This is a genomic window from Streptomyces sp. NPDC036984 (genome assembly GCF_055607665.1).
Genome location: NZ_JBVJRL010000003.1, coordinates 497,115 through 523,665 on the forward strand (window position 1 = coordinate 497,115; position 26,551 = coordinate 523,665).

Here is a 26,551-nt window from a genome sequence, read left to right on the forward strand (position 1 = left end):
ATGAGACGCGCGTACGCGATCCTGCTGGCCCTGTGCTGCGCGCTCGCCGCCGCGCCGGCGACGGCCGGACCGGCCCAGGCGGCACCTCAGGCGATCACGAACGGCACCCAGTTCACCGACACGTCGGGCAGCCCGGTGCACGCCCACGGCGGCGGGGTCCTCAAAGTCGGCGCCTATTACTACTGGTTCGGCGAGGACCGCAACGCCGACAACACCTTCCGGTACGTGGACGCCTACCGCTCCACCGACCTGAAGAACTGGGAGTTCCGCAACCACGTCCTGACCCAGTCGTCCGCCTCGGAGCTGGCCGGCGCCAACATCGAGCGTCCGAAGGTCGTGTACAACGCGTCCACCGGCACGTTCGTGATGTGGATGCACAAGGAGAACGGCACCGACTACAGCGAGGCCCGCGCCGCCGTCGCCGTCTCCGCCACGGTGGACGGCACCTACACCTGGCAGGGCAGCTTCCGACCGCTCGGTCAGCACATGAGCCGTGACATCACGGTCTTCGTCGACACCGACGGAACCGGGTACATGGCCTCGGCCGCCAACGAGAACTACGACCTGCACATCTACAGGCTCACCGCCGACTACACCGGCATCGCGAGCCTCGTCGCCAACCCCTGGCCGGGCGGCCACCGCGAGGCCCCGGCCCTCTTCAAGCGCAACGGCGTGTACTTCATGCTCACCTCGGGCGCCACCGGCTGGAACCCCAACCAGCAGCAGTACGCCACGGCCACGAACCTCGCCGGTCCCTGGACCGCGATGAAGAACATCGGCGACTCCACGGCCTACGGCTCGCAGACCGCCTACGTCCTTCCCGTGCAGGGCACTTCGGGCACCTCGTACCTCTACCTGGGCGACCGCTGGGGCAACTCCTTCGGCGGTACCGTCAACGACTCCCGTTACGTCTGGCTGCCGCTGACCTTCCCGTCCTCGACCTCCATGTCGATGTCCTGGACCCCGGAGGTCACCATCGAAACGGCCACCGGGTCGGTCGGCGGCACGAGTGCCACGTACAACACGCTGATCGCGCGGCACAGCGGCAGGTGTGCCGACGTCACCAGCCAGTCGGTGTGGGCGGGTGCCCAGATCAAGCAGTACGACTGCAACGGCGGCACCAACCAGAAGTACTGGTTCAAGCCCGTCGGGAGCGTTTACTACCAGCTGGTGACCCGGCACAGCTCGCTGTGCGTCCAGGAGAACGCCGGCACGGTGACGCAGGAGAACTGCGATGCCTCGGCGACCAGCCAGCAGTGGTCGGTCACCGCCGGCGGCTCCCACGTGAACATCGAGTCCCGCGCCACCGGCAAGTGCCTGGACGTGAGCGGTGCGTCCACCGCCGACTCCGCCGCGATCATCACGTACACGTGCAACGGAGGGACCAATCAGCAGTGGACGCGCGGGACATGAGGATCCCTAGGCCAGCAGGTCGATCGCGTCGATCGACGTGCCCGCGCTGAGATAGGACGTCGTCCCCGAGCCGCTCGCCACATAGATCTTCAGCTGGTTGTACCGACTGGTGTCCGTGAGCCAGGCGCTCGCCGGAACGGTGAAGCTGAAGGTGTGGTTGTTGCCCCGGTACGAGCCCACGGTCAGTGACCGGGTGCTCGGCTGGGTGGGCGGCGAGGGGATCGGCGAGGTCCAGTCGTTGACGGCGATCTGCGGCCGGCCGTTGGCGTAGGCCGTCGTCACGCCGATGCGCAGGGTGTGCGCGGCGGCGGCCTGGGCCGCGGTCAGCTTGAAGTAGACGATGATCCCGCTGTTGACGTCCTTCCAGAGATAGCAGGGGAAGGACGCCGTCTCGCCGTTGCCGATCACCACGTTGCCGGTCCAGGACGCGGCCCGGACGTCGGAGGGGTGGGCGTACGTCATCAGGTCGGCGTTCTTGAAGCCGCCGGGCGTGCCGTCCCAGTCGCCGATCCGCCAGATCGCGCCGGCGTTGCCGGGGTCGTTGGAGGAGGGGATGGCGATCGTGTTGAGGGTGGTCGTGCCGCCCGCGGAGACGCTCACCGACGTGGTGTACACGGCCAGCTCGCCTTTGTGGACGGTCAGCGTGTACGTCCCCGGCAGCACACCCCCGATCGAGAAGTAGCCGTCCGACGAGCGGGCCGCACCCCAGTACTGGGCCGCCGAGTTGGCGAGCCCGACGGTGTACGGGTAGGCCGTGTTGCGCCCGGAGATCCCGACGCCCGCGACCTTTCCGCGCCCGCTCGCCGGCACGTACCCCACGATGCCGAGCGAGTCCGCCCACGAGGTGGTGAGCGCGCCCGGGAACAGCGACGAGGAAGGCGCCCCGCCGTCCGTGAAGGCGATGACGTACGGGCCCTGGAGGCCGAAGCGCTGGGCCTCGGTCTGGTTCTCGCCGTAGTAAAGGATCTCGTACAGGCCGCCGCCGTCCGCGCTCTGGTGGCGCAGCAGCGAGCGGTAGAACGGGCCGCCGGAGGCCTTCTCGTGGTTGCTGCGCACGATCCACAGACCGACGCTGCCGGTGGACCAGCCGACATAGTCGTAGTCCATCACGCGCAGCCTGGAGTAGTGCTTCGAGCGGGTCTGGCCGTCGGCCTTCCTGAAGACGTCCGAGGCCTCGATGGTGGTGGGTGCGTAGGTGTAGGAGTCGGGCTCGTCGTTGAGGAACTTCCCCGCCTTGACGCGCAGGATGTAACGGGTTGCGGAAACCGAGTCGTCGGCCTTGTTGGTCCACAGGTAGACGTTGTTCTCGCCGCTGCGGGCCGCGTAGTAGTGCCGAAGTGTGCCGTGCGCGACGGAGATCAGGATCGTCGAACCGGACTGCTTGATGCTGACCGTGGAGCTGCCGAGGCCGGACTCGATGTGGGAGTTCTTGCCGCCGTAGCCCTGGTATTCGGTGCCCTTGTAGACCAGCGAGGTCAGGTCGCCGTTGGTCTTGCCGACCTTGAACACCAGGTTCGCGCCGGTGTCGACGACGTAGTTCGCGCCGTCGTCGCTCCAGCCGAAGCCGGCCGCCGCCGCGGGGCGTGCGAGGGGGCCGGCCAGCGCGGCCGAGGCCGTCGCGGCCGCGGAGCCGAGGACGAAGGTACGGCGTCGGACCGATCTGCTCCCGGATCCGGACATGGGGTGCCTCCTTCGGAAGCCGTGGGGGTTGCGGGTGTTGGCAGAGTGGCAGGCGAAGCGACTCGGCGAAAGCCCTTTCACGCGGGTCAAGTTGAAAGTTGAGCGAAATTGCCCCGCATACTAGAAAGCGCTTGCCGGAAGCGGTACGGTCTCGGGTCGGCCGAGGTAGCACCGATGGAGGAGCCGCGCATGAGACGTGTCACAGCCGCATCCCTGGTGGCGGCCGCCCTGGGCGCCGCACTGACCGCGACACCCGCCCAGGCTCACGGCGGCCGGTCGCCCGGTATCGCCGACTGCACCGCCACCGCCTGCCACTTCGACGTTCCGCCGGGCAGCTACGACGTGACCGTCCGGCTCGGCGGAGTGGACGCGTCCAGCACTGGCATCACCGGGGAGACGCGCCGCGCCCTGCTGCCCGAGACCGCCGTCGCGCCCGGGGGGCACGTCACCCGCAGCTTCACCGTGGACGTCCGCACCCCTGAGGGCGAACCGACCGGCGCGGACGGAACTCCCGGCCTGGACCTGGCCCTCGGCGGATCCGCTCCTGCCCTGGCCGGCATCCGGGTCACCCCCGCGCGGCACGACCGGCGGATCGTCCTCATCGGTGACTCCACCGTCTGCGACCAGCCCGCCGCCCCCTACTCCGGCTGGGGCCAGCAGCTCCCGCAGTACCTGGGCAAGGGCCTGTCCGTCGCCAACTACGCCGACTCCGGGGAGAGTACGGTCAGCTATCTGGAGAATCCGCGGCTGTGGGCCACCGTCCAGCCGCTGATCCGGCCCGGCGACCTGGTCCTGATCCAGCTCGCGCACAACGACAAGACCACCGACGAGGCCACCTACCGGGCCAACCTGGAGAGGCTGGTGGCCGGCGTCCGGGAGAAGGGCGGCGAGCCGGTGCTCGTGACACCGATCGTGCGCCGCTGGTTCAACGCCGACGGCACCCTGAACAACGGCACCGCCCTGCTGGTCAACGGCCTCGGCGTCGACCACCCGGCCGTCATCCGCGCGGTCGCCGCCGCCGGGCACGTCCCGCTGATCGACCTCACCGCCCGGACCAAGGCGCTGGTCGAATCCCTCGGAGTCGAAGGCTCGAAGGCGGTCTACCTCTACAACGAGAAGCGCGACAACACGCACACCTCCGTGCACGGTGCCACCCTCTACGCGAGCCTGGTCCGTGACGAACTGCTCGCCCTGCGTCTGGTGCCCGAGGGCAAGGTACGGGCGGGATGAACCCCCGGGGCGCCCCGACCGGAACCGGGGCGTCCCGGGTTCCCCGAGGAAGGACAGCCACCGCCGTGATCCACCTGGCCGCCGACGAGCGCGCGTCGAGCCCGTACACCGGCTACACCCGTGCCCACTGGGAGTCCGCCGCCGACGCCCTGCTCGCCGCCGTCGAGCCGTACGCCACCCCCGACCGCGCCCTCTACCACCTGCCCGGCGACCACGTGAGCCACGCCGGCCGGCTCTCCGACGGCCTGGAGGGGTACGCCCGCACCCTGCTGCTGGCCGCGTTCCGACGTGACGAGACCGCGCTCGGCCGGTATGCCGAGGGCCTCGCGGCCGGCCCCGGCGGCGTCTGGCCGCGGATCACGGACCGCAGCCAGCCGCTGGTCGAGGCCGCCTCGATCGCGCTCGCCCTGCGGCTCACCCGGCCCCTGCTGTGGGACCGCCTGGACGACAGCGTGCGGCAACGGGCCGCCACCTGGCTGGCGGACGCGCTCGCCGCCGAGGCGTGGCCGTGCAACTGGGAGCTGTTCCCGGTCACCGTCGGCGGCTTCCTCGCCGAGATCGGCCACCGGGAGGAGGCGGCGCGCAAGGCGATCGACCGCGGGCTGGAGCGGATCGAAGGCTGGTACCTCGGCGACGGCTGGTACACCGACGGCGACGGCCGCAAATTCGACTACTACAACGGCTGGGCCATGCACCTCTACCCGGTCCTGCACGCCTGGCTGGCGGACGACGCCGACCTGCTGTCCGTGTACGGCCCGAGGCTCTCGCGCCACCTCGCCGACTACGCCCACCTGTTCGGCGCCGACGGCGCCCCGCTCCACCAGGGCCGCTCCCTGACCTACCGGTTCGCGACGACGGCCCCGCTCTGGCTCGGCGCGCTGACCGGACACACTCCGCTGCCCCCGGGCGAGACGCGCCGCCTCGCCTCCGGCGCGCTGCGGTACTTCCTCGACGGCGGCGCGGTCGACGCACGCGGCCTGCTCCCGCTCGGCTGGCTCGGCCCCGACGAGTCGCTCGTGCAGGACTACTCGGGCCCCGCCTCCCCGTACTGGGCGAGCAAGGGCTTCCTCGGTCTGCTGCTCCCACCGGACCACGAGGTCTGGACGGCACCGGAGGAGCCGGGACCGGTCGAGCGGGCGGACGCGCTGCGGTCGGTGCCCGCCCCCAACTGGCTGCTCCAGTCCACCCGTTCCGACGGCTTGGTCCGACTGCACAACCACGGCAGCGAGGACGTCCGCTACGACCCCTACTACACCCGGCTCGCCTACTCGACCGCCACCACGCCCGTGCCGTCGTACGACAACAGCGTGATCGTCGGCGGCGATCCGAGCCGTACGCAGATCGAGCCGCTCGGCACGGGCGAGGGATGGATCGCCTCCCGGCACACCGTACGGGCCGGGACCACCGTCACCAGCCTGGTGGTCGCCCGGGGTGCGGTGGAGGTGCGGGCCCATCTGGTGGCGGGTGCGGCGCCCGGGACCCAGGTGCGGGTGACGGGCTGGCCGGCCGGGGAGAACGCACGGGCCGAACTCGCCCCGGTCCACGGCCTGTCGGCGGATCTGACGGGGCCGACCGGGGACGACGGCGGCACGCTCTTCGTGGCGCTCGCCCGGCTCACCGGGGAGCCGGACCCCGTGCCCCTGCCGCAGCTGGTCTCCGTGGCGGTGCGGGCGGACGACGGCGAGCACCAGGGCTACGAGGTGCGGGTGACCTGGCCCGAGGGCCCGGTCGCCGCCTTCCGGTTCACGGCGGCGGACGGGCGGCCCACGGGCCCGTCGTGGTCGGTGACGCCCCGCTGAGGGGCGCCTGAGCGCTCTCCACTCGCCCGCCGGGCCCATGCTCGACCGCCTCGCCGGTCTCGGCGTGCGCCGGGGCGGCCTCGGCTCGCTGCTGTACCGGCGGGCGCCGGGCGCGGCCCAGGACGCGGTGGCCGACATCGCGGCCGGGCGCGCCCCGGGCGGTACGACCCCCTCCTACGCCGACGTCCGCGCGCTGGAGAGCAGCGTCTCGGTGAGCAGGTCCGCGAACTCCACGGTGTGATCCAGGGTGCCGAGGTGACCGCCCGGGAACTCGGTGCAGCCGCACCCCAGCCGCTCGGCGACCGACTCGGCCGTCCGGTGCAGGAGTTCACCGCGTGCATCGGCACCGAAGGCGAGCGTGAGCCGGCCCGGCGGCGGGGTGACGGCGGGTGCGTAGGCCGTGAACGGACGCAGGACCCGGGCCAGGAAGACACCCATCGGGGTCGCCGACCCGCCCTCGGCGGCCGGTCGTCCGGGCCCGTCCAGCTGCTCGATCAGCTCGGCCCGCCGCGCCGCCCCGTCGGGCAGGAGCGTCACGCACGGCGGCTCGTGCGCGACCACGTGCGCCAGCCGCTCGGGGTGCCGGGCCAGCAGGTCCAGGGCCGCGATGCCACCGGAGCTGGTGCCGAACACGAACGCCGACTCGCCCGCCGGCAGCACCGCCTCCAGCACCCGCCGGGCCCCCTCGCTCCAGTCCGCCACCCGCTGCTCGGGGACCGGCCGGCCGAGCCGGCCGTGCGCGAGGCCCAGCGGGTCGTACGTCACCACGGTGAAGCGGGTCGCCAGCCGCTCGGTCAGCGGTCCGAGCCCCATCGGATGCCCGGCCCCGCCCGGCACGAGCAGCAGCACGGGACCGCCGCCCGTGACGTCGAAGTGCGGGGTGTCAGTCATCGCTCCTCCGCTCCCTGGGCCAGTGTTCGAGGGTGATGTGCAGGGCGTCGACCGCCTTGTCCCAGGAGGCCCGCACGTCCCGGTCCGCGCCGAAGCCGCCCGCGCTCTCCAGGACGCAGTAGCCGTGGAAGGTGCTGCGCAGCAGGCGCACCGCGTCCGTCAGGTCCGGTTCGTCCAGGCCGTACGCGCGCAGCATGCCGTAGGTGATCTCCGCGGTGCGGCGCAGTGCGGGGGAGTCGGCGATCAGGGCCTGGTCGATACGGATCTGGGTGGCCGCGTACCGGCCCGGGTGCCGCAGGGCGTAGTCCCGGTAGGCGTCGGCGAACGCCGTCAGCGCCTCCTTGCCCGCGCGCCCGGCCACGGCCGCCGCGATCCGGTCGATCAGCTCGCCGCCGGCGTGCAGCGCGAGCCGGGTGCGCAGGTCCTGGAGATTGCGGACGTGCGAGTACAGACTCGCGTCCTTGACGCCGAAGCGGCGGGCCAGCGCGGAGATGCCGACCTGTTCGAAGCCGACCTCGTCCGCGAGCTCCGCGGCGGCTGCCACCAGCCGCTCGGCGGTGAGTCCCACCCGGGCCATACGCCCCCCTCCTTGGATGTCTAGGATGAATCCTAGAGCATCTAGGAAACGGGCGCGCGGCGGATCAGCTGATCGGCGCGTACAGCACCCCGAGCTTGTCGATCTCGTCGCCGGAGCGGCCGGTGAAGCCGACGATCTGCCGGCCGGTGGGGGCCGTGAAGGTGACACCGTCCGCGGTCGCCGTGCCCGTCGACAGCGTGCGGCCCCGGTCGGTGGTGAACGCGGCCGAGAAGATCCGGGTGCGGCCGTCCTTCCGGCCCTCGGTGAGCCGCACCGAGGTGAGGTGCTCGCCGGCGGCGAGGCTCAGGGAGGCGGGCGTACCGCCCGTGCCGCCGTGTCCGAGGACCGCTCCGCCGTCGTGCGTGAGGGATACGGCGTCCAGGCGGGCGCCGCCGCGTAGGGTGAGCGTGCGCGGGGCGGGCGCGGCCGGCAGATCGTCGGCGTCGTTGAACGACGTGCCGTGCGGGCCGCCGAAGAAGTCGCTCGCCCGGAGCCGCGGGTTGACCGTGTAGGAGAAGTCGACGGTGTGCGGGAAGTGGTCGGAGAGGTTGCCGCCGTTCGCGTCCAGGAACCTCGCCCACTCGTCGTGGTAGCGGGTCGCGGTCAGCGAGACCAGGTCGCTGCCGCGGTAGAGGACCTTGTCGACCACCTCGCAGTCGTCGGGCGGCGCGGCCGCCGGGCACAGCAGCGGATCGGCGCCCTGCGCGGGGGCCGTACCGCCCTTGACCAGCTGTACCCAGGCGTCGGTCAGGCCGTTGTCGCGGACGAGGGTGTGGATGGTGTCGCCGGTCCGGGTGTACCGGGTGTTGGTGTCGCCCATCACGATCACCGCGTTGCCCGCAGAGTCGGCCTGGATGAAGGCCGACAGCTGGGCGAGGTTGGCGCGCCGGGCGGCCAGTGCGTCCGCGGTGTCGTCGGCGTTGGGGTGCAGGTTGTACAGGTCGAGGTAGACGCCCTCGGCCAGTCGCACCCGGGCGAGGGTGAAGCCCTTCGGGGTCAGGCAGTCGGTACCGGTGCAGTCGTGCCACTTCACCCGCTCGAAGTCCTCGAAGGGGTATGCCGAGAGGGTGTTGAGGCCGTCCCCGATGCCCGCGCCGCCGCTGGTGGCCGTGCGGTACGGGTGGTGGTCACCGGCGTAGAGCGCCGCGTGGTAGTTGAAGTCCTCCTGGACGTTGACGATGCCGTAGTCCGCCAACCGCGGTGAGATCAGCGGAGTGTCGGCGGCCGGATGGCTGGAGCTGAGTCCCTCCGGCAGCCCGGCCACGTTGTACGTCAGGACACTGAAGCTCCCCGAGTCCGCGGCCCGGGCCGTACCGGCGGAGGCGGTGAGCCCGGACACGGCCAGCAGGCCGGCGGCGAGGGCGCCGAGGAATCGTCTCATGGGTCGCATGTGACCATGCTCACGTCAACTCTGCCGGTTGTGAAGACGGCGGGGAAAGCGGTTGCGGGAACAGCCGGGGACAGGAGCCGCCGCCCGGCCCGTCGGCCCGCTCCCTCCCCGTCCGCCCCGGTCGGCCGGATCAGCGCGACCGTCACCAGCAGCGACGCGGCCGACAGCACGGTCAGCAGCACGGGAACGGCGTGCGTTCCGGACGCCTCGATGCCGGCGCCCAGCAGCGGCGGCGCCACCCCGACGCGACCGCGGCCGGCCGGGTGAGGAGGTGTCCGGGGGAGGTCCCCGGATCTCCGAGCCGGCCGGCGGCGGGCGTCAGGGCCGTGTCGGTCAACCGGTCTTTGCGGCAGAGGTGGTGGAGAAGACGAACGAGAACTGGGCCGGCTCGGCCCGCAGGTGGTACCGGGGCAGCGGGCCGGGGCCGCAGGACTGGGAACCGATGCCGTGCTGGCCGTGGTCGAGATTGACCCAGACCGCGGTGCCGGAGCCGGTGTCGGCTGCGGCGACGGGCACCAGGTCGGTGCGGTGGTCCGCGGCGTCCAGCTGCTCGGTGGTCCAGCGCCGGGCGGTGAGGAAGAACGCCGGGTCGCCCTCGACGCGCAGACCGCCCAGCTCGGCCCAGCGGACGTCGATCCGGGCGCCGTTCTCCTGGGGGCGGACGTACGGCGTCTGCAGCTCGTCCACGGTCGACTCCCAGCGGCCGACGGCGGCCGCCGTCCGGGTGTCCGGATACGCCTCGCCCGGGCCACCGCCGTACCACCGCACACGGTCGGCCGCGGACAGCCCGAAGCGGATGCCGAGGCGGGGCAGCGGGACGGTCCAGTCGCCCTCCGGGGCGGTGGACACGGTCAGCCGGAGACGGTCGCCGTCCGACGTCCAGCGGTACACCGTCGCCAGCCCCAGCTCCCGGGCGGCCGGCGCCACCCGGGAGCGGACCGTCAGCGCGTCCTCGCCCACCTCCACCGCGTCCAGCCGGTGCCGCATCCGGTGCAGGCCGAGCCGGCGCCACAGCAGCCCGTAGCGCAGGTCGGACTGCCAGGCGGCGCCGTCGTCGTTGTCGGTGCTGGCCCGCCACACGTCCAGGCGCAGCCCCGTGACGGGCACCTGGCCGATGGTCCGCAGCGCCCCGGTGCGGGCGTCGAAGGCGGCCGGGCCGAGAGCGATCAGCCCGTCGCCGCGCGCCGGCCGGGCGGTCGTGGCGACGTACGGCACCCGGCGCGCCGTCACCGGGATCTGGCCCCAGGCGACGGCATGGCCCCGCCGCGCCCACGAGGTGCCGGCGGCGAGCCGTGCGCGGATGGTCCAGTGGGCCTCCCCGGCCGGCGCCCCGGCCGGCACGGCGGGCAGCTTGACCTCGGCGGACTCGCCGGGCGCCAGCGCGGGCACCGACAGGGTGCCGGACTCCACCGGCTCGCCCTCGACGTCGTACGACCACGAGAAGGCCAGTGCCGACAGGTCCGCGAAGTCGTACTTGTTGGTGACGCGCACCGTGCCGTCCGTGCCGTCGCCGGTCAGGGACACCGGCTCGATCACCTTCTTGAACTCGATCAGCCCGGGGGAGGGCCGGCGGTCCGGGAACAGCAGGCCGTCGCAGACGAAGTTGCCGTCGTGCAGCTCCTCGCCGAAGTCGCCGCCGTAGGCGAAGCCCAGGTCGGGATGGGCGATGCCGTGGTCGATCCACTCCCAGACGAAGCCGCCCTGGAGCCGCTCGTGGGCCTCGAAGAGCCGCTGGTAGTCGAGGAGTCCGCCGGGGCCGTTGCCCATGGCGTGCGCGTACTCGCAGAGGATGAACGGGAGGTGGCGGCGCCGGTGCGGTCCGCCGTCCCGGCCCTGGCCGATGTGCTCGACCTCGGCGTGGTCCGCGTACATCCGTGAGTAGACGTCCGTGTCCCGGCAGGTGAGGTCGCCCTCGTAGTGGAGCAGCCGGGAGGAGTCCCGTCCGCGGATCCACTCGGCCATCGCGGTCAGGCCCCGGCCGGTGCCGGCCTCGTTGCCGAGGGACCAGATGACGACCGACGGGTGGTTCTTGTCCCGCTCGACCATACGGGCCGCCCGGTCGAGCAGGGCCGGAGTCCAGCGGTCGTCGTCGACGGGGTTGTCCCGCCAGCCCTGCTCGGTGAAGCCGTGCGTCTCCAGGTCGCACTCGTCGATCACCCACAGGCCGTACTCGTCGCACAGGTCGAGGAAGGCCGGGTGCGGCGGGTAGTGGGAGGTGCGGACCGCGTTGATGTTGTGCCGCTTCATCAGCAGCACGTCCTCGCGCATGGTCGTGAGGTCGAGCGCCCGGCCCTTCTCGGGGTGCCACTCGTGCCGGTTGACGCCCTTGAAGAGCACCGGGCGGCCGTTCACCTTGATCAGGCCGTCCGACAGCTCCACCGTGCGGAAGCCGATGCGCAGCGGCACCCGCTCGCCCTCGGTGGCCAGCACGCCGTCGTAGAGCCGGGGCGACTCGGCGGACCACGGTTCGACCGGCACGGTCTCCGACTCGCCGGTCTCGATGTCGATGCCCAGGTCCGGCACGGTCACCCGGCCGTCCACGTCGGAGTCAACCCGCAGCGTGCCCTCACCGGTGGTGTGGTCGAAGGAGGCGCGCACGAAGAAGTCGAGGACACTGCCCGCAGGGCGGTGCAGCAGGGTCACGTCCCGGAAGATGCCGGGCAGCCACCACTGGTCCTGGTCCTCCAGGTACGAGCCCGCCGACCACTGGTGGACGCGGACGGCCAGGACGTTGCCGCTCGGCTTCAGCAGGTGCCCGACCGCGAACTCGTGCGGCAGCCGGGAGCCCTTGAACTCGCCGAGGTCGGTGCCGTTCAGCCAGACGCGGGCGCAGGACTCCACGCCGTCGAAGCGGAGCACCGATCCGCCGTCGGCCGGCCAGTCCTCGGGCAGGTCGAACAGGCGCAGGTGGTCGCCGGTCGGGTTCTCGGTCGGGACCCGGGGCGGGTCGACCGGAAACGGGTAGAGGTGGTTGGTGTAGATGGGGGAGCCGTGCCCCTGGAGGACCCAGTGGCCGGGGACCGACACCTCCGCCCAGGCACCGGCGTCGTACCCCTCCTCCGCGAAGGAGTCGTCCTCGGCGTCGGCCGTGTCCGACAGTCTGAAGCGCCAGCTGCCGTTGAGCGAAAGGGCCTTGGCGTCGGAGGACGCGTACCAGGTCCGGGGCGGCAGGGCGCCGAATCCCGGCGAGACGTCCTCGACGTAGTCGGTGGCTGTGGTGGTGCGGAAGGACATCGGTCTCCTAGCTCAGCCCTTGATGCCGGTCTGTGCGATCCCCTGCACCAGCCAGCGCTGGAGGAAGAGGAACACGAACAGCAGGGGCAGGATGGAAATGGCGGTCGCCATGAAGATGAGGTGGTAGTTGACGGTCTGGTTGGTCATGTACGACGACAGCGCGACCTGGACGGTCCAGGCGCTCGGGTCCTGGCCGATGACCAGCGGCCACAGGAAGGCGTTCCAGCCGTTGATGAAGGTGATGGTGGCGATCGCCGCGAAGAAGTTCAACGAGTTCGGTACGACGACCCGCCAGTACGCGCCCCAGTAGCCGAGCCCGTCCACGCGCGCCGCCTCCTCCAGTTCCTTCGGGAACCCGAGGAAGTACTGCCGGAACAGGAAGCAGGTGAAACCGCTGAACAGGCCCGGGACGATCAGGCCGCGGTAGCTGTCCACCCAGCCGAGGGACGACACCAGCACGAAGCTGGGGACGAAGGTGACCGCGGCCGGGACCATCAAGGTCACCAGGACGGCGTAGAAGATCTTGTCGGCGTGCTTGTAGGGGATGCGGGCGAGGGCGTAGCCGGCCAGCGAGCAGACGAAGAGCGTGCCGAGCGTGTGCAGGACGCCGACGACCAGCGAGTTCCACATCGACCGGCCGAAGTCGACCGTCGGGTCGTCGAACGGCTCGGTGATGTTGCCCCACTGGATGTGGGTCGGGAAGAACTTCCAGTTCTCGCCGGTGATCTCAGGGTCGGTGGACAGGGCGTTGCGGATCAGCAGGTAGAAGGGGACGAGGAAGAGGAGCGCGGCGACACTGGTGGCGAGGTACAGGCCGGTGGAGCTCATCACCCCGCCGCGCCGGGCGCGCTTGCCGGCGTCGGGTGCGGTCGTGGTCACTTGGACTCCTCCCCCCTGCCGAATCCCATGATCTTCCCCTGGAACAGGGTGACGACACAGATCAGCACGGTCAGCACCACGGCTCCCGCGCTGCCCTTGCCGTAGTTCTGGTCCTGGCCGAGGGCGGTGTAGTACAGCTCGACCAGCGGCGGGCGGCCCCAGGTCGTCTTGGACAGCAGGTTGAAGAACTCGTCGAAGGCCTGGTAGGCGGCCACGAGCAGCAGCAGGATCACGGCCGTGGAGGTGGCCCGCAGCTGCGGCAGCGTGATGTAACGGAAGGTCTGCCAGCCCCGCTTGGCGCCGTCGATGGCGGCGGCCTCGTACAGCTCCTGCGGGATGTTCTGGAGCGCGGCCAGGAACAGGATCATGTAGAAGCCGGACTGGAGCCACAGCCGGGCGGTGATGACGACCAGCCAGTACCAGGGCGGGTCGGGGTTGGCGAGCCAGGCGGTGTTGTCCACGCCGAACAGCCCGAGGACGGTGTTCGCCAGGCCGAAGCGGACGCCGTTGAAGACGGACATCTTCCAGATCAGCGAGGCGGCGACATAGCTGCACGCGGTCGGCAGGAAGAACACCGACCGGTAGAACGCCCGCATGAAGCGCAGCCGGTTCACGAGCAGGGCGAGGCCCAGGGAGAGCGCCCAGGTGGTGGGCACGATGAAGGCGGCGAAGACGGTGAAGGTGCCGAGCGAGCCCATGAACCGGCTGTCGGAAAGGATCTCCCGGTAGTTGCCCAGACCGACGAAATCGCTGGGCGTGACCGTGAAGCGGGCCTCGAAGAAGCTGAGGTAGAGGCTCCAGCCGATCGGGACGTAGACGAAGACGATCAGTCCGATCAGGAACGGGCTGGTGAAGAGCCAGAAGTTGAAGGTGTGGCTGCCGCGCAGCCCCCGCCGCGGCCGGGCCTTGGGGACCTTGGCCGGGGCGGGGCTCGCGACACCGCGCGTGGTGGTCGTCGACATGTCGGTATCCGTCCGGCGGCCTATCCGAACAGCTTCTTCAGCTCGGCGTTCACCGTCTTGTCGCACGCGTCGAGCGCGGCCTCGGGGTCACCGCCCTTGCGGACGCAGTCGGCGAAGAGGTTCTCCGTGGCGGTGATCATCGCCTGGGTCCAGCCGATGTTGTCGAAGTGCCCGTACTCGTTGAAGAGTTTCACGCCCTCCGCCGGCAGGCCCGACTTCAGCTTGCCCGCCGACTGCGCGAGGGAGGTGCGCGGCGGGATGTGGAAGCCGTAGGAGGTCGCCCAGTCCTCCTGGTACTTCTGCTGGTCGGTCCACAGCCACTTCACGTACTCCTTGGCCGCGTCGACGTGTCGGCCCTTGGCGTTGACGAACATGGACCAGCCGCCGTTGTAGACGGACGGCTTGCCCGCGTCGCTGACCTTCGGGAACGGCATGATGCCGAGGTCGTCGCCGAGGGTCTGCTGGAACTGCGGCATGGCCCACATTCCGCAGAACTGGATCGCGCACAGGCCCTGGTTGAGCGCCGAGGGGTCCCAGAAGTCGGCCGGGGCGTCCAGCAGCAGATGGCCGCTGGTGAACAGCCCCCGCATCTTCTTCAGCCCCTCGATCACGCCGTCCGTGTGGTAGGCGATCTCGTTCTTCTCGTTCAGGGTGTCCGCGCCGGCCGACCAGATCAACGGGTTGATCACCGCGTGCAGGTCGTTGCCGAGGAACAGGCCCTTGACCTTGCTCGTGGTGAGCTTGGCGGCCGCCTCGATCAGCTCCTCCAGGGTGGTGGGCGGCTCGATGCCCGCCTTCTCCAGCAGGGACTTGCGGTAGAAGAAGAACTGCGGGTCGTCGATCATCCGGACGCCGTAGATCTTGCCGTCGACCGTGTGGGACCTGATGTCGGCCTGGTTGAAGTCGTCCTTGACCGGCTCGACGATGTCGGTCAGGTCCGCCACCTGGCCGCTGCGGACGAGCTGGATCTGCGGGTGGAACTCGAACAGGTCCGGCGCCTGCGAGGTGAGCAGGGACGCGAACAGCTTGCTCTCGAAGTTCGACCCGGTGATCCACTGCGTGGTCACGTCCGCCTTCGTGTACGCCTTCGCGTAGCGCTTGATCGCCTGCTCGGTGCCCGGCTCCCCGTACGCGTGGAAGTACTGGACGAGCTGCTTGCCCGAACCGGAGCCGCCGCCCCGGCCGTTGTTGCCGCCGCATGCGGCGAGCGGGCCGGCGGCGGCCAGGCCCGCGGCGGCCCGGAGTATCGATCGGCGGTCCCAGGTGCTGCTCTGTGCCGACATGCTGACGTCCTTCTCTGTTCGAGTACGGCTGTGGCTCTCACGCCCGGCGGCCTGCTGGCCCGACGGGGGCGTGGTGCGGGACGCTAACCTTCGGCTAAGGCTTCGGCAAGGGGTTGGACGAAGCCCGCACGAGTTGTTGTACGCGGTTCGGAATCACGAACGGGCAGGCCGGGCAGGGGAGATGAGGGCCGCCGGGTCAGGGGAGTGGCCGGCGGCCCTCGGTCAACGGAGGGGCGGGTCTACTGCCTGGTCCAGCTCTCGTCGGCGCCGCCGTCGCACCGGTGCAGGACGACCTTGCTGCCGTCGGCCGTCGCCTGGCCGCTGACGTCCAGGCACGTGCCCGACGCCTCGTTCACGATCTGCCCGTTGCCGTTCAGCAGCCAGCGCTGTGTGCCGTCACCGCGGTAGGAGGCCGTCGTGGCAAGACCCGAACTCCCGGCCGTCAGATAGCCGCTCGCGCCCTTGAGGGTGCCCCGCGCGTCGTACGACCAGGACTGCCCGGCCGCGCCCGTGCAACCGGCGATGGCGGCACCCGAGGCATCGGCGGTCAGGCACTTGCCCGACTGTCGGCCCACCAGGGCGCCGGTCAGCGCAGAACGCCCGTGCCCCTGCTGCCGAAGGACATAGGTCGTCACCGAGCGGGCGGCGAGCGTCGCCGACACCGTGCCGCCGGCCACCGAAGGCTTCGCCACCTTCGCCCAGTTCTCCTCGGCGGAGGTCCGCACGGCCTGCGTGGCCCGCACCGGCGTACGGCTGTTGAAGTGCAGGTTCAGCGCGGTGTCGGAGGTGTTGTGGTTGTTCACCACGACGACCCACGTCCCGTCCCGGTCGTACGCGGACACCTCCACGCCGTCCGGCACACCGGTCACGTTGTGCATGACCGCGCCGGGCCGCACGAACTTGCTGTACTGGCCCAGGGCGTAGTAGCGCTTGGTGAAGTACAGGGTCTGGTTGCCGTCGGCCGCGTAGTCCGGGTCGTAGTAGATCAGGCCGTCGTTCCAGCCGTCGTCGTTCCGGGCGTTCGGGTCGCTGCCGATCATCTCCGACAGTGCCACCCACCACTGGAACGCCGAGTCATGGGCGGTCGCGAAGTCCTTGTAGATGATCCGGGACAGATTCAGCCCGCCGTCGATCGTCGGGTCGTACTCCTGCGCCCAGCCGGTGCCGCCCTTGCCGAAGCAGCAGATCTCCGTCGACCAGGACGGCTTCCCGGCCGCCCTGGAGGTCTCGTACACCTGGGCCCGGTCGGCGTCGCCCGGGTTGTCGTACGTGTGATGCGCCAGCTTGGTGACGTACGGGGCCGTGCCCGGCTGTGAGATCCACTGCGGGACCTCGGAGTTGAACTTGACCGTGCTGGTCGACTCGTCGGCGATGATCGTCGTCTTCTGGTGCCGGACCCGCTGCTCGGCGCCGAGCGCGCGCACGATGTCGTCGCGCTGGGAGACGTCGACGAGCATGCCCTCCTGACCGCACGAGTCGAAGCTGTTCGTCGGCTCGTTGAACGGGCTGATGTAGTCCAGGCGTATGCCCTGTTGCGCGAAGTGGTCGGTGACGTCGGCCATGTAACGTGCGAAGTCCTGCTCGTTCTCGGTCTTCAGGTGGCCGCCGCAGCTCTTGCCGTTCGTCTTCCACGCGGCGGGCGCGCTGTTGACGAAGCCGATGAGGTCCTCGACGCCGTATGCGGCGGCGGCGCGGAGGAAGGAGCGGCCGGCCTTGTCCTTGCTCCAGTCGTAACCGCCGCCGGCGTTCAGGAAGTCCTCGGGGGCGCGGGGCGCGTAGGTCACGCCGGTGCCGCCTCCGCCGATGTTGTAGCGGTACGCGCTGAGGTCCAGGCCCTGCCGGGAGAACAGCAGCCGGGCGACCCGGTCCTGTACCGCGGGGTCGAAGTGCTGGAGGTCGTTGACCCACCAGGCGCCGGACGCGCCGATGTTGTCGATGGTCTGGGCGGCGTGCGGGGAGACCTCGGCGGCGGCCGGGGGAGCGGCGCTCGCGGGCGGGGAGGTGAGCAGGGCTCCTGTGACGGCCAGTACGGCCGCGGCCGCCGGCAGGAGCGCTCTGATGGTGCGGGGCTCGGACACGTGCAACCCTTCCGTCGTCATGAAGGCGGTGCGGTACGGCTCCTTGCGGTGGTGCGCCTCGCTGCGCGGTGCCCCACCGACTGCAGCGCCCCCTCCAGCGCGAACGTGGCCGCGCCGAGGGAGACCGGGTCGGTGGGGATGGGGGAGAGGACGATCTCGGTGGCGGCCAGCGGCCGGCGCAGGGCGTGCCGGGCGACCGCCTGGCGGACCTCGTTCAGCAGTGGCTCGCCCAGCCGGGAGGCCACCCAGCTGCTCAGCACGACCACTTCGGGGTTGAGGAGATTGATCAGGTCGGAGATGCCGGCGCCGAGGTAACGGGCGGTGTCCCGGACGACCTTGAGCGCGACCGGGTCGTCCTCGGCGACCGCGCGGGCCAGCGCGTCGATGGTGGCGGTCTGGTCATCGGGGTGCAACAGCGGCGAGCGCGGGCTGAGTTCGCGCAGGTTCTGCATGATGCCGGGCGCCCCGACGTACGTCTCCACGCACCCGTTGTTGCCGCAGTGGCACAGCCGCCCGTCCAGGACGAGCGTGGTGTGCCCCCACTCGCCGGCGCTGTTGCTCACCCCCCGGTGCAGGCCGCCGCCGAGGGCCAGACCGGCGCCGACCCCGGTGCCCAGGTTGACCACCACGGCGTCCCCGCGGCCGCGCGCGGCTCCGAACCACAGCTCGGCCACCGCGCAGGCGCGCAGCGGATTGTCCAGGTGGAGGGGGTAGGCGATGTGCTCGGAGAGCAGGTCGAGCAACGGCACGTCGTGCCAGTTCCAGTTGGGCGCGTACTCGGCGACGCCGGTGCCCCGGTCCACCTGGCCCGGCACGCTGACCCCGACACCGAGCACCCGGGCCGCCTCGACCCCGGCCTGGGCGACCACCGAGCCGACCGCGGCGGCGACATGCCCGACCACCTGCTCGGGCCGGCTCTCCCCGGGCCGCATGTCCTCGTCGGCGCGGGCCAGCACGTTCAGCGCCAGGTCGAACAGCTCGACGTGGACGTAGGTCTCCGCGATGTCCACGCCGATCAACGCGCCCCCCGACGCGTCGACGGCGACCAGGCCGCGCGGGCGCCCTCCGGCCGAGTCCTCGAACCCCACCTCGGTGATCATGCGGAGGTCCAGCAGCTCGCCGACGAGCGTGGCCACCGTGGCCAGGCTCAGCCCGGTGGCGGCGGCCAGCTCCTGACGGGAGGTGGGGGACTCGGCGATGATCTGGCGCAGCACCTCGTAGCGGTTCGCGGTGCGGATGTCACGTGATGTGCGCTTCACGCGGCTGCTCCTCCCATCCCGTGCAGACCGGACCGGGCCGGGGCGGCATCGGCACCGGCAACCGGCACGGGTGTCAGGCTATGAGCTGGGAGCGGGTTTCGACAAGGGGTTAGGAAAGGGGGTGGAGAAAGTCCGGCGCGCCGGGAGGCCGTCAGCTGTCGAGGAGGCCCCGCACGAAGGCGTTGGCGAACGTCTCGGAAGGATCCAGGAAGCGGACCAGGGCCCGGAAGTCGCCGAACCGCGCGTAGCGACGGCGGAGCACGACCGCGGGGGTCTGGAAGACCTTCCCCCAGTGCGGGCGCGGGTCGAACGGCTCCAGCGCCTCCTCCAGCCGGCGCACCACCGGCAGCACGGCAGCCTCGTCCCGCACCCAGGTGAAGTGCAGCGCGACCGAGTCCCGTCCGTGGGCCGGGCTCAGCCACTGCGTGTCGGCGGCGACCGTACGCACCTCGCAGATCTGGAGCACACCGGCCACCGTCTCCCGGATGCCGTCGATCGCGTGCAGCGCCTCCACCGCCGCCGACCGCGGCAGCAGATACTCGGACTGGATCTCCTCCCCGCTGCTCGGCGTGAACTCCGCCCGGAAGTGCGGCAGCCGCTCGTGCCACGGCCCCGGCACGCCCAGCTGCTCGGTGCAGTTCCGCGCGGGCATCCCCGGCACCGGGTGCAGCGGCCCGGCCGCGGGCGCCGCCCACGGGAAGTCCACCGCCGGCTGGTCCGTGCGCCGCTTCACCCACACCTGCCGGAAGCCCGGCTCCCGCCAGTCCGTGAACAGGCTCACGCTGTACCCGGCAGCCGTCACGGCATCGAAGTCGAGACCGTCCAGCGGGAGTTCGGTGTAGACCCGCTGCTCCACCTCGTACGCCGGCTCCAGGTCGAGCGTGAGCGCGGTGACGACGCCGAGCGCGCCGAGGGAGGTCACGAAGCCGGCGAAGCGCGGGTCGTCCCGGCCGATCGTCCCGGCATCGCCGGCCGCGACGATCATCTCCAGCTCCCGGACCGCCGACGCCAGCGGAGCGTTGTCCACACCCGAGCCGTGTGTGCCCGTCGCCACCGAACCGGCCACCGAAATGTGCGGCAGCGAGGCCATGTTGGGCAGGGCGAGGCCGTGCGCATGGACCACGCGGGCCAGTTCGGCGTAGCGGACCCCGCCCGCCACCCGGACCGTACGCGCCGTCGTGTCGACGTCGATCGTCCGGGGCAGCCCACCGGTGGAGATCAGGATGCCCTCCGGGCCCGGGTCCGCGATCCGGTTGAACGAGTGCCCGCTGCCCAGCACCCGCACGTGCATGTTGTCCGCCACCAGCGCCGCGAGCGCCTCCACCGTGCGCGGGCGGTGGAACTCCCGCGCCGTGTACGTCACGGTCCGCGCCCAGTTCGTGCACACACCCGCGTCACCCCTGGTCCCTGCCCCTGCGGTGTCGGTCATCCGTGCGTCCCTCCCGGCGAACTGCGTGTCCGTTGACCCTCTCATGCGGGCCGACCTACTGTAGAAATCGTTTGCTACCCGTGCTGTGCCGAGCCGGAGGATCACGTCCTTGCCCGAGCGTCCCCAGGCGCTGTTCGCCATGACGGCCCGGAACCTGCCGCACGTCTTCCCGTCCGACCTGCTGGCGCGGCTGCGTGCCTGTGTGGACGTCGATCCCGCCCTGGTCGCACACGACTTCGCCGATCCCCGGGTGCGGGAGGTCCTGGCCCGCACCGAGGTTCTCGTCACCGGCTGGGGCTGCCCCCGCCTGGACGCGGCCGTTCTGGACGCCGCACCGCGGCTGCGCGCCGTACTCCACGCGGCCGGCTCGGTGAAGGGATTCGCCACCCCCGAGGTCTGGCGGCGGGGCATCGCCGTCTCCTCGGCCGCCGCCGCCAACGCCCTGCCCGTCGCCGAGTACACGCTCGCCATGATCCTGCTCGCCGGCAAGGACGTCTTCGCCTTCCGCGACCGGCTCCGCGACCAGCGGGCCTTCCCCTACGGCGACATCGTCCCCGGCATCGGCAACCACGGCCGCCGCGTCGGTGTCGTCGGCGCCTCCCGGATCGGCCGCCGCCTGATCGGACTGCTCCGCCCGTTCGACCTCGCGGTCTCGCTCGCCGACCCGTACGTCGACGCGCCGGAGGCCGCCCGGCTCGGCGTCCCGCTGCGGCCCCTGGACGAGCTGCTGCGCACCTGCGACATCGTCACCCTGCACGCCCCGCAGACCCCCGAGACCCGGCACATGATCGGCGCCCGCGAACTCGCCCTGATGTCCGACGGGTCGGTGCTCGTCAACACCGCGCGCGGTGGCCTGGTCGACCACGAGGCGCTGATCGCGGAGCTGCGCACCGGACGCCTCAGCGCCGTCCTGGACGTCACCGACCCCGAACCGCTGCCCGCCGACTCCCCGCTCTACGACCTCCCGAACGCCTTCGTCACCCCGCACCTGGCCGGCTCCCAGGGCAACGAGGTGGCCCGCCTCGGCCGCACGGTGGTGGAGGAGGCCGAGCGGCTGACGTCGGGCGAGGAACTCCGGTACGCGGTCGACCAGGCGGAACTGGAACGGGCGGCGTAGGGCCCGCGCACATACTGCGGATTTCGTTGTACAAACGCTTTCTACCCACTTGATTCGTATTTCTATGGCCTCCGGAACGCGTTATCGGTAGCGTGCGAGCATGACCTCGGAACCGCTGCCTCGGGCCCTGCCCGTCACCGACCGCACCCGTCACCGCCGGCTGCGCGAGCAGGGCAGCCTGGAGCGGGCCGACCTCGAGGCGATCCTCGACGCGGGGTTCGTCTGTCACCTGGGTGTCGTGACCGACGGGCGCCCGGTGGTCGTGCCCACCGTCTACGGGCGGGACGAGCGGTGGCTGTACCTGCACGGTTCGGTGGCCAGCCGCAGCCTCGCCGCAGACACCCCCGTGTGTGTGACGGTCACGCATGTGGACGGGCTCGTGCTCGCCCGGTCCGTGTTCGAGCACGGCGTGAACTATCGCAGCGCCGTGATCCACGGCACCGCCCGCAAGGTGACCGACCCGGAGGAGAAGCTGGCGGGCCTGCGCCGGCTGACCGAGCACTCCGCCCCGGGCCAGTGGACGTACGCCCGCCGCCCGAACCGCAGGGAACTGGCCGCCACCACCCTCCTCGCAGTCTCCCTGCACGAGGCCTCCGTCAAGATCCGCACCGGCGCACCGGACGACGGCGACGGACCCGACGCGGAACTCGGGCTGTGGGCCGGTGTCCTGCCGCTCACCCAGACCTGGGGCGCGCCGGTCCCGGACCCGGCGCTGCGGCCGGGGACCGCCGTACCGGAACACATCGCGCGTCGCGCGGGGACCCGGCAGGGGTGAGCCGGTGGCGGGGGCATACGGTGAGAGCCGTACGCCTGAACCGGGAGGAGACAGACGGATGGGCAGTCGTACCGCGCTGGTCGAGGATCTGATGGAGCGCTTCCCGCACGTGCCGCGGGAGGCCGTCTTCAAGGAGGACCTGCTCCGGGGCGGTGTCGCCTTCGACCGGTCCGCGCTCAGCGATACCGCCAACGAGGCGGCCGGGGACGTCAAACCGAAGTCGTACTTCATCTTCTCCTTCGACCACGGCACCCTGCCCGAACTGGGCGAGGCCGCACTGCGCCGGCCGCCGGAGGAGATCATCCTGACGGGCGGCCCGTACGACCTGAGGCGTACGGTCGTCTCCGTACGGGTGAACCCCGCCTCGCCCTACCGGGTCGCCGCCGACGAGGAGGGGCTGCTCGGCCTGTACCTGGACGGCAAGCGCATCGCCGATGTCGGGGTGCCGCCGATGCCCGAGTACTACCGGCACACGCTCTCCAACGGGAAGTCCGTGATGGAGGTCGCGCCGACCATCCAGTGGGGCTATCTGATCTACCTGACCGTCTTCCGGGTCTGCCAGTACTTCGGCGCCAAGGAGGAGTGCCAGTACTGCGACATCAACCACAACTGGCGCCAGCACAAGGCCGCCGGCCGGCCGTACACCGGCGTCAAGGACGTCGAGGAGGTCCTGGAGGCGCTGGAGATCATCGACCGCTACGACACCCAGAAGGCGTCCACCGCCTACACCCTCACCGGCGGCGCGATCACCTCCAAGGTGGCGGGCCGTGACGAGGCCGACTTCTACGGCCACTACGCCAAGGCCATCGAGGAGCGCTTCCCGGGCCGCTGGATCGGCAAGGTGGTGGCGCAGGCGCTGCCGAAGGCGGACGTGCAGCGGTTCAAGGACTACGGCGTGCAGATCTACCACCCCAACTTCGAGGTGTGGGACCGCCGGCTGTTCGAGCTGTACTGCCCCGGCAAGGAGCGGTACGTCGGCCGGGACGAGTGGCACCGCCGGATCCTGGACTCCACCGAGGTGTTCGGCGCGCGCAACGTGATCCCCAACTTCGTGGCGGGCGTGGAGATGGCCGAGCCGTTCGGCTTCACCAGCGTCGACGAGGCCATCGACTCCACCACCGAGGGGCTGCGCTTCTTCATGTCGCACGGCATCACGCCCCGCTTCACCACCTGGTGCCCGGAGCCCACCACCCCGCTCGGCAAGGCCAACCCGCAGGGCGCGCCGCTGGAGTACCACATCCGGCTGCTTCAGGCCTACCGGCAGACGATGGACGACTTCGGCCTCTCCTCCCCGCCCGGCTACGGCCCGCCCGGACCCGGCCGCGCCGTGTTCTCCGTCAGCTCCTTCATGGACAGCCTCCCCGCCAACGACTCGGAGGAGGGCCCGGCCGAGGAGTCGGCGCAGGTGTCGGTCTGACCCGGCCCGGGGGGCCGGCCCGGCGGTGAGCCGAACCGCGTCCGCGTCCGTATCAGAGGCCGGAGTTGAGGCTCGTCGCGACGCGCATCCGCGCCGACACCGTCGGTGACCGGATGTGAACAGGCCGCTTGTCAGTTGTGTCGCCGACGTGAAAGGCTCTGTGCCCTGCCGTGAGGTTTCCGCAACTCCCTTTCTCCTTTGGTGAGTTCACCTCGCTCGTGGATGCAGGAGTCCCATGCCCGACCTGCCGACCCCCCAGGACGACACCGAGACCGCGCTGTTCTCGGAGTGCTGGGACGCGGTGCTCTCGTACGCGGACCTGTGCACCTCCGGGTCCCTGACGGCCCATCAACTGGCCACCGAGGCGTTCACGCTCGGCATGCGCGAGGTGCGCGCGGCGGCGAGCGCCCACGTGCGGGGCCCCGGCCGCCGTACCGCACGGCTGCCGACCATCCCGACGCTGCTCACCGCCGTACGCACCACCGCAGCCGGCTGGGAGGCCGGCGGACAGGGGCACAAACTCGACCCCGACCTGAGGCTGTGGCTCAACTCCGAGAGCGCCGCCCGGTTCTCCGGGCCTCCGCTGTGCCGCCCGGTCGCCCTGCGCGGCCTGCGGGACATGCAGGAGGCGGACGCCGCCCTGCTGTGGCTGGCCGAGGTGGAGGCGCTGCCGTTGCCCACCGTGGCCCGCCGGCTCGGCCTGGCCCCGGACGCCGTCGCCGACGAACTCGACCAGGTCCGCACCCTGTTCCGGGACCGCTGCCACCGCGCCCATCTCGACTCCCCGATGGACGCGGAGTGCCGCAGCTACGCCCGCCTGCTGGACGCGGTCACCCGCTCGGCCGCCGCCGAGACCCCCGGCGACCTCTCCCGGCACCTCGCGACCTGTGTGCGCTGCGCCGAGGCCGCCGCCTGCCTGCGTCTGCACGGCGGCGGACTGCCCGCCGCGCTGGCCGGCGGGGTGATCGGCTGGGGCGGTCTCGCCTACCTGGAGCGCCGCAGGCGCGCCACCGAGGTCCGCCTCGGCGCGGGCCGCCCCGACGCCGGCACCGCCGAGCCGGAGGACGGCACGGGCCGCAGCCGCGTCCTGCGCGGCGGACTGCTCGCCGCCGCGGTCCTGCTGTCGGCGCTGGCGCTCGGTGTGTCGATGATGCCGTTCGGCTCCGGCGAGGACACCGCCGCCGCCCACGACGACCGGCAGCCGGTCGCCGACCCGGGCATCCCCCGCACCACGCCCCGCTCCACCGCGCCGGGCTCACCCGCCGCCCCGCCCTCCGCGACCGGCAGCACGGGCACGATCGCCCGGCGGCGGACCGACCGCGACCCCGACCCCGAACCCCAGGGCACCTCCTCCGCCCCCCACCGCGCCGACCCCACGAGCAGCCCCACCACCACCCGGCCGGCCACCTGCCGGGTCGCCTACGACCTGGTCAACCAGTGGCCCGAGGGCTTCCAGGCCACCGTCACCGTCACCACCGACCAGGCCCTCACCGGCTGGCAGGTGTCCTGGGCCTTCCGAGACGGCCAGCAGGTCGGCCAGATGTGGGACGCCCGGGTGCGGCAGGACGGGGCCCGCGTCACGGCCGGGGACGCCGGCTACAACAGGACCGTCGCCGCGCACGGCACCCTGTCCTTCGGTTTCATCGGCACCTGGCGGGACCAGAACCGGACGCCCTCCGGCTTCATGCTCAACGGGGCCGCGTGCACAGTCGGTTGAGGCCGTTCGAGGGAAGTCTGCCGGCCGCGCGGACGGGAGGGACGACCCCGCGGAAAATGCTTTGACGCACGGCCCGGGCCCCGGGATACAGTTGCCCAGCACGCCGAGGTGGTGTGCGGAAGCGCGAGTAGAGGACGAGGAGGTGTCGACCGATGGCTGTCACTGTGCTGAGCGCTGCCCTCATCCAGGAACTCATCAAGTCCACCTCCGTGGCCACCGGCTGAACCGACCGCGCACCGACGCGCCCGCCCGGGGCCACCCTTGTGAAGGGTCTCCCTTGACTTCCACCTCTGCTGTGTCCACCGCGCTCGCTCCCTACGGCTGGGACGAGACCTGGGCCGACGCGTTCGCACCGTACGCGGCCGACGGGCTGTTGCCCGGCCGGGTCGTCCGGGTCGACCGCGGCCAGTGCGACGTCGTCACCCCGGACGGAGTCGTCCGCGCCGACACCGCCTTCGTCACCCCGCACGACCCGATGCGGGTCGTGTGCACCGGCGACTGGGTCGTCGTCGAACCCGGCGGCAACCCCCGCTACGTCCGCGCGTATCTGCCGCGCCGCACCGCCTTCGTCCGCTCCACCTCCTCCAAGCGGTCCGAGGGGCAGATCCTCGCCGCCAACGTCGACCACGCCGTCATCGCCGTGTCCCTGGCCGTGGAACTCGACCTCGGCCGCGTCGAACGCTTCCTCGCCCTCGCCTGGGAGTCCGGAGCCCAGCCCGTCGTCGTCCTCACCAAGGCCGACCTCGTGCCGGACCCGGCCACCCTGGCCCACCTCGTCCAGGACGTCGAGACGACCGCGCCCGGCGTGCCCGTGCTCACCGTCAGCGCCCTGTACGGCGACGGACTCGACGTGCTCGTCGCGCTCGTCGGCTCGGGGACGAGCGTGCTGCTCGGCCAGTCCGGCGCGGGCAAGTCCACCCTCGCCAACGCGCTCGTCGGCGCGGACGTCATGGACGTCCAGGCGGCGAGGGACGTGGACGGCAAGGGCCGGCACACCACGACCACCCGCAACCTGCTGCCCCTGCCCTCCGGCGGCGTGCTGATCGACACCCCGGGGCTGCGCGGCGTCGGCCTGTTCGACGCCGAGGGCGGGGTCGGGCAGGTGTTTCCCGAGATCGAGGAACTGGCCGAGCACTGCCGGTTCCACGACTGCGCCCACGAGACGGAGCCGGGGTGCGCGGTGCGCTCCGCCCTGGAGAGCGGGGAGCTTCCGGAACGGCGGCTGGAGAGCTACCGGAAGCTGATGCGGGAGAACCAGTGGATCGTGGCCAAGACCGACGCCAGGGTCCGTGCGGAGCTCCGGCGGGACTGGAAGCGGAAGGGAGCCGAGGGCAAGGCGGCGATGGAGGCCAAGCGGGGGCGCTGGAAGTAGGGCACCCGGCGGCACCCCGGGGGCGCGGGGCCGTCGCCCACGGCGCGGA

20 protein-coding genes are annotated in these 26,551 nt (G+C 71.6%); 9 read left to right on the forward strand and 11 right to left on the reverse strand.

The annotated features are described in order from the left end of the window. Positions 1–1,413 carry an RICIN domain-containing protein gene (locus tag ACZ7DL_RS08925; RefSeq protein WP_470772613.1) on the forward strand — a complete coding sequence of 471 codons (1,413 nt, stop codon included), beginning with the start codon at positions 1–3 and terminating at the stop codon, positions 1,411–1,413. 6 nt (positions 1,414–1,419) lie between these two features. Here the strand turns inward: ACZ7DL_RS08925 and ACZ7DL_RS08930 are convergent, their stop codons facing one another. Beyond that, positions 1,420–3,093 (reverse strand): rhamnogalacturonan lyase B N-terminal domain-containing protein, encoded by a 1,674-nt coding sequence (locus ACZ7DL_RS08930; RefSeq protein WP_470772614.1) that lies wholly within the window; start codon positions 3,091–3,093, stop codon positions 1,420–1,422. Positions 3,094–3,282: 189 nt separating this feature from the next. On the opposite strand from ACZ7DL_RS08930, the gene ACZ7DL_RS08935 reads away from it, so the two are divergent. The 3 genes from ACZ7DL_RS08935 to ACZ7DL_RS08945 all read left to right on the forward strand — a co-directional run bounded on the left by ACZ7DL_RS08935 (position 3,283) and on the right by ACZ7DL_RS08945 (position 6,363). Then, positions 3,283–4,323, forward strand: a complete 1,041-nt coding sequence (locus tag ACZ7DL_RS08935) for a rhamnogalacturonan acetylesterase (RefSeq protein WP_470772616.1) — start codon at positions 3,283–3,285, stop codon at positions 4,321–4,323. A 65-nt stretch (positions 4,324–4,388) separates the two neighbouring features. Continuing rightward, a complete protein-coding gene (locus tag ACZ7DL_RS08940; protein ID WP_470772618.1) occupies positions 4,389–6,122 on the forward strand; it encodes a DUF2264 domain-containing protein in 1,734 nt (577 codons plus the stop codon). Positions 6,123–6,159: 37 nt separating this feature from the next. Continuing rightward, a complete protein-coding gene (locus tag ACZ7DL_RS08945; protein WP_470772619.1) occupies positions 6,160–6,363 on the forward strand; it encodes a hypothetical protein in 204 nt (67 codons plus the stop codon). On the opposite strand, the gene ACZ7DL_RS08950 is transcribed toward ACZ7DL_RS08945, so the two are convergent. From ACZ7DL_RS08950 to ACZ7DL_RS08995, 10 genes are all read right to left on the reverse strand, one after another. Further along, a complete protein-coding gene (locus ACZ7DL_RS08950; protein ID WP_470772620.1) occupies positions 6,297–7,013 on the reverse strand; it encodes an alpha/beta fold hydrolase in 717 nt (238 codons plus the stop codon). The genes ACZ7DL_RS08945 and ACZ7DL_RS08950 overlap by 67 nt on opposite strands. Further along, positions 7,006–7,590 (reverse strand): TetR/AcrR family transcriptional regulator, encoded by a 585-nt coding sequence (locus tag ACZ7DL_RS08955; RefSeq protein ID WP_470772622.1) that lies wholly within the window; start codon positions 7,588–7,590, stop codon positions 7,006–7,008. Before ACZ7DL_RS08955 ends, ACZ7DL_RS08950 begins: the two co-directional genes overlap by 8 nt. Before the next feature lie 64 nt (positions 7,591–7,654). Further along, the gene (locus ACZ7DL_RS08960; protein ID WP_470772624.1) at positions 7,655–8,971 is read right to left on the reverse strand and encodes a jacalin-like lectin; all 1,317 of its coding nucleotides are present in this window, start codon (positions 8,969–8,971) and stop codon (positions 7,655–7,657) included. A gap of 342 nt (positions 8,972–9,313) precedes the next feature. Continuing rightward, positions 9,314–12,214, reverse strand: coding sequence for a glycoside hydrolase family 2 TIM barrel-domain containing protein (locus ACZ7DL_RS08965; RefSeq protein WP_470772626.1), 2,901 nt, complete (start codon positions 12,212–12,214; stop codon positions 9,314–9,316). 12 nt (positions 12,215–12,226) lie between these two features. Further along, positions 12,227–13,093 (reverse strand): carbohydrate ABC transporter permease, encoded by an 867-nt coding sequence (locus ACZ7DL_RS08970; protein WP_470772627.1) that lies wholly within the window; start codon positions 13,091–13,093, stop codon positions 12,227–12,229. After that, a complete protein-coding gene (locus tag ACZ7DL_RS08975) occupies positions 13,090–14,055 on the reverse strand; it encodes a carbohydrate ABC transporter permease (RefSeq protein ID WP_470772629.1) in 966 nt (321 codons plus the stop codon). Before ACZ7DL_RS08975 ends, ACZ7DL_RS08970 begins: the two co-directional genes overlap by 4 nt. 20 nt (positions 14,056–14,075) lie before the next feature. Continuing rightward, a complete protein-coding gene (locus tag ACZ7DL_RS08980; protein ID WP_470772631.1) occupies positions 14,076–15,338 on the reverse strand; it encodes an ABC transporter substrate-binding protein in 1,263 nt (420 codons plus the stop codon). Positions 15,339–15,577: 239 nt separating this feature from the next. After that, positions 15,578–17,437 (reverse strand): glycoside hydrolase, encoded by a 1,860-nt coding sequence (locus tag ACZ7DL_RS08985; protein WP_470772633.1) that lies wholly within the window; start codon positions 17,435–17,437, stop codon positions 15,578–15,580. Then, positions 17,434–18,675, reverse strand: coding sequence for an ROK family transcriptional regulator (locus ACZ7DL_RS08990; protein ID WP_470772635.1), 1,242 nt, complete (start codon positions 18,673–18,675; stop codon positions 17,434–17,436). The genes ACZ7DL_RS08985 and ACZ7DL_RS08990 overlap by 4 nt, the downstream gene beginning before the upstream one ends. A 151-nt stretch (positions 18,676–18,826) precedes the next feature. After that, positions 18,827–20,104 carry an FAD-binding protein gene (locus tag ACZ7DL_RS08995; protein ID WP_470772636.1) on the reverse strand — a complete coding sequence of 426 codons (1,278 nt, stop codon included), beginning with the start codon at positions 20,102–20,104 and terminating at the stop codon, positions 18,827–18,829. Positions 20,105–20,213: 109 nt separating this feature from the next. Between ACZ7DL_RS08995 and ACZ7DL_RS09000 the strand changes: the two genes are divergently transcribed. The 5 genes from ACZ7DL_RS09000 (at position 20,214) to rsgA (ending at position 26,502) form a co-directional block, all read left to right on the forward strand. Continuing rightward, the gene (locus ACZ7DL_RS09000; protein WP_470772638.1) at positions 20,214–21,221 is read left to right on the forward strand and encodes a hydroxyacid dehydrogenase; all 1,008 of its coding nucleotides are present in this window, start codon (positions 20,214–20,216) and stop codon (positions 21,219–21,221) included. Positions 21,222–21,321: 100 nt separating this feature from the next. Next, positions 21,322–21,996 carry a pyridoxamine 5'-phosphate oxidase family protein gene (locus ACZ7DL_RS09005; protein WP_470772639.1) on the forward strand — a complete coding sequence of 225 codons (675 nt, stop codon included), beginning with the start codon at positions 21,322–21,324 and terminating at the stop codon, positions 21,994–21,996. A 58-nt stretch (positions 21,997–22,054) separates the two neighbouring features. Next, positions 22,055–23,413, forward strand: coding sequence for a radical SAM protein (locus ACZ7DL_RS09010; protein WP_470772640.1), 1,359 nt, complete (start codon positions 22,055–22,057; stop codon positions 23,411–23,413). A gap of 235 nt (positions 23,414–23,648) precedes the next feature. Further along, the gene (locus ACZ7DL_RS09015) at positions 23,649–25,130 is read left to right on the forward strand and encodes a cellulose binding domain-containing protein (RefSeq protein ID WP_470772641.1); all 1,482 of its coding nucleotides are present in this window, start codon (positions 23,649–23,651) and stop codon (positions 25,128–25,130) included. A 277-nt stretch (positions 25,131–25,407) separates the two neighbouring features. Beyond that, positions 25,408–26,502: a ribosome small subunit-dependent GTPase A gene (gene rsgA, locus ACZ7DL_RS09020; RefSeq protein ID WP_470772642.1), complete on the forward strand. Its 1,095-nt coding sequence runs from the start codon at positions 25,408–25,410 to the stop codon at positions 26,500–26,502. Positions 26,503–26,551: the final 49 nt, after the last annotated feature.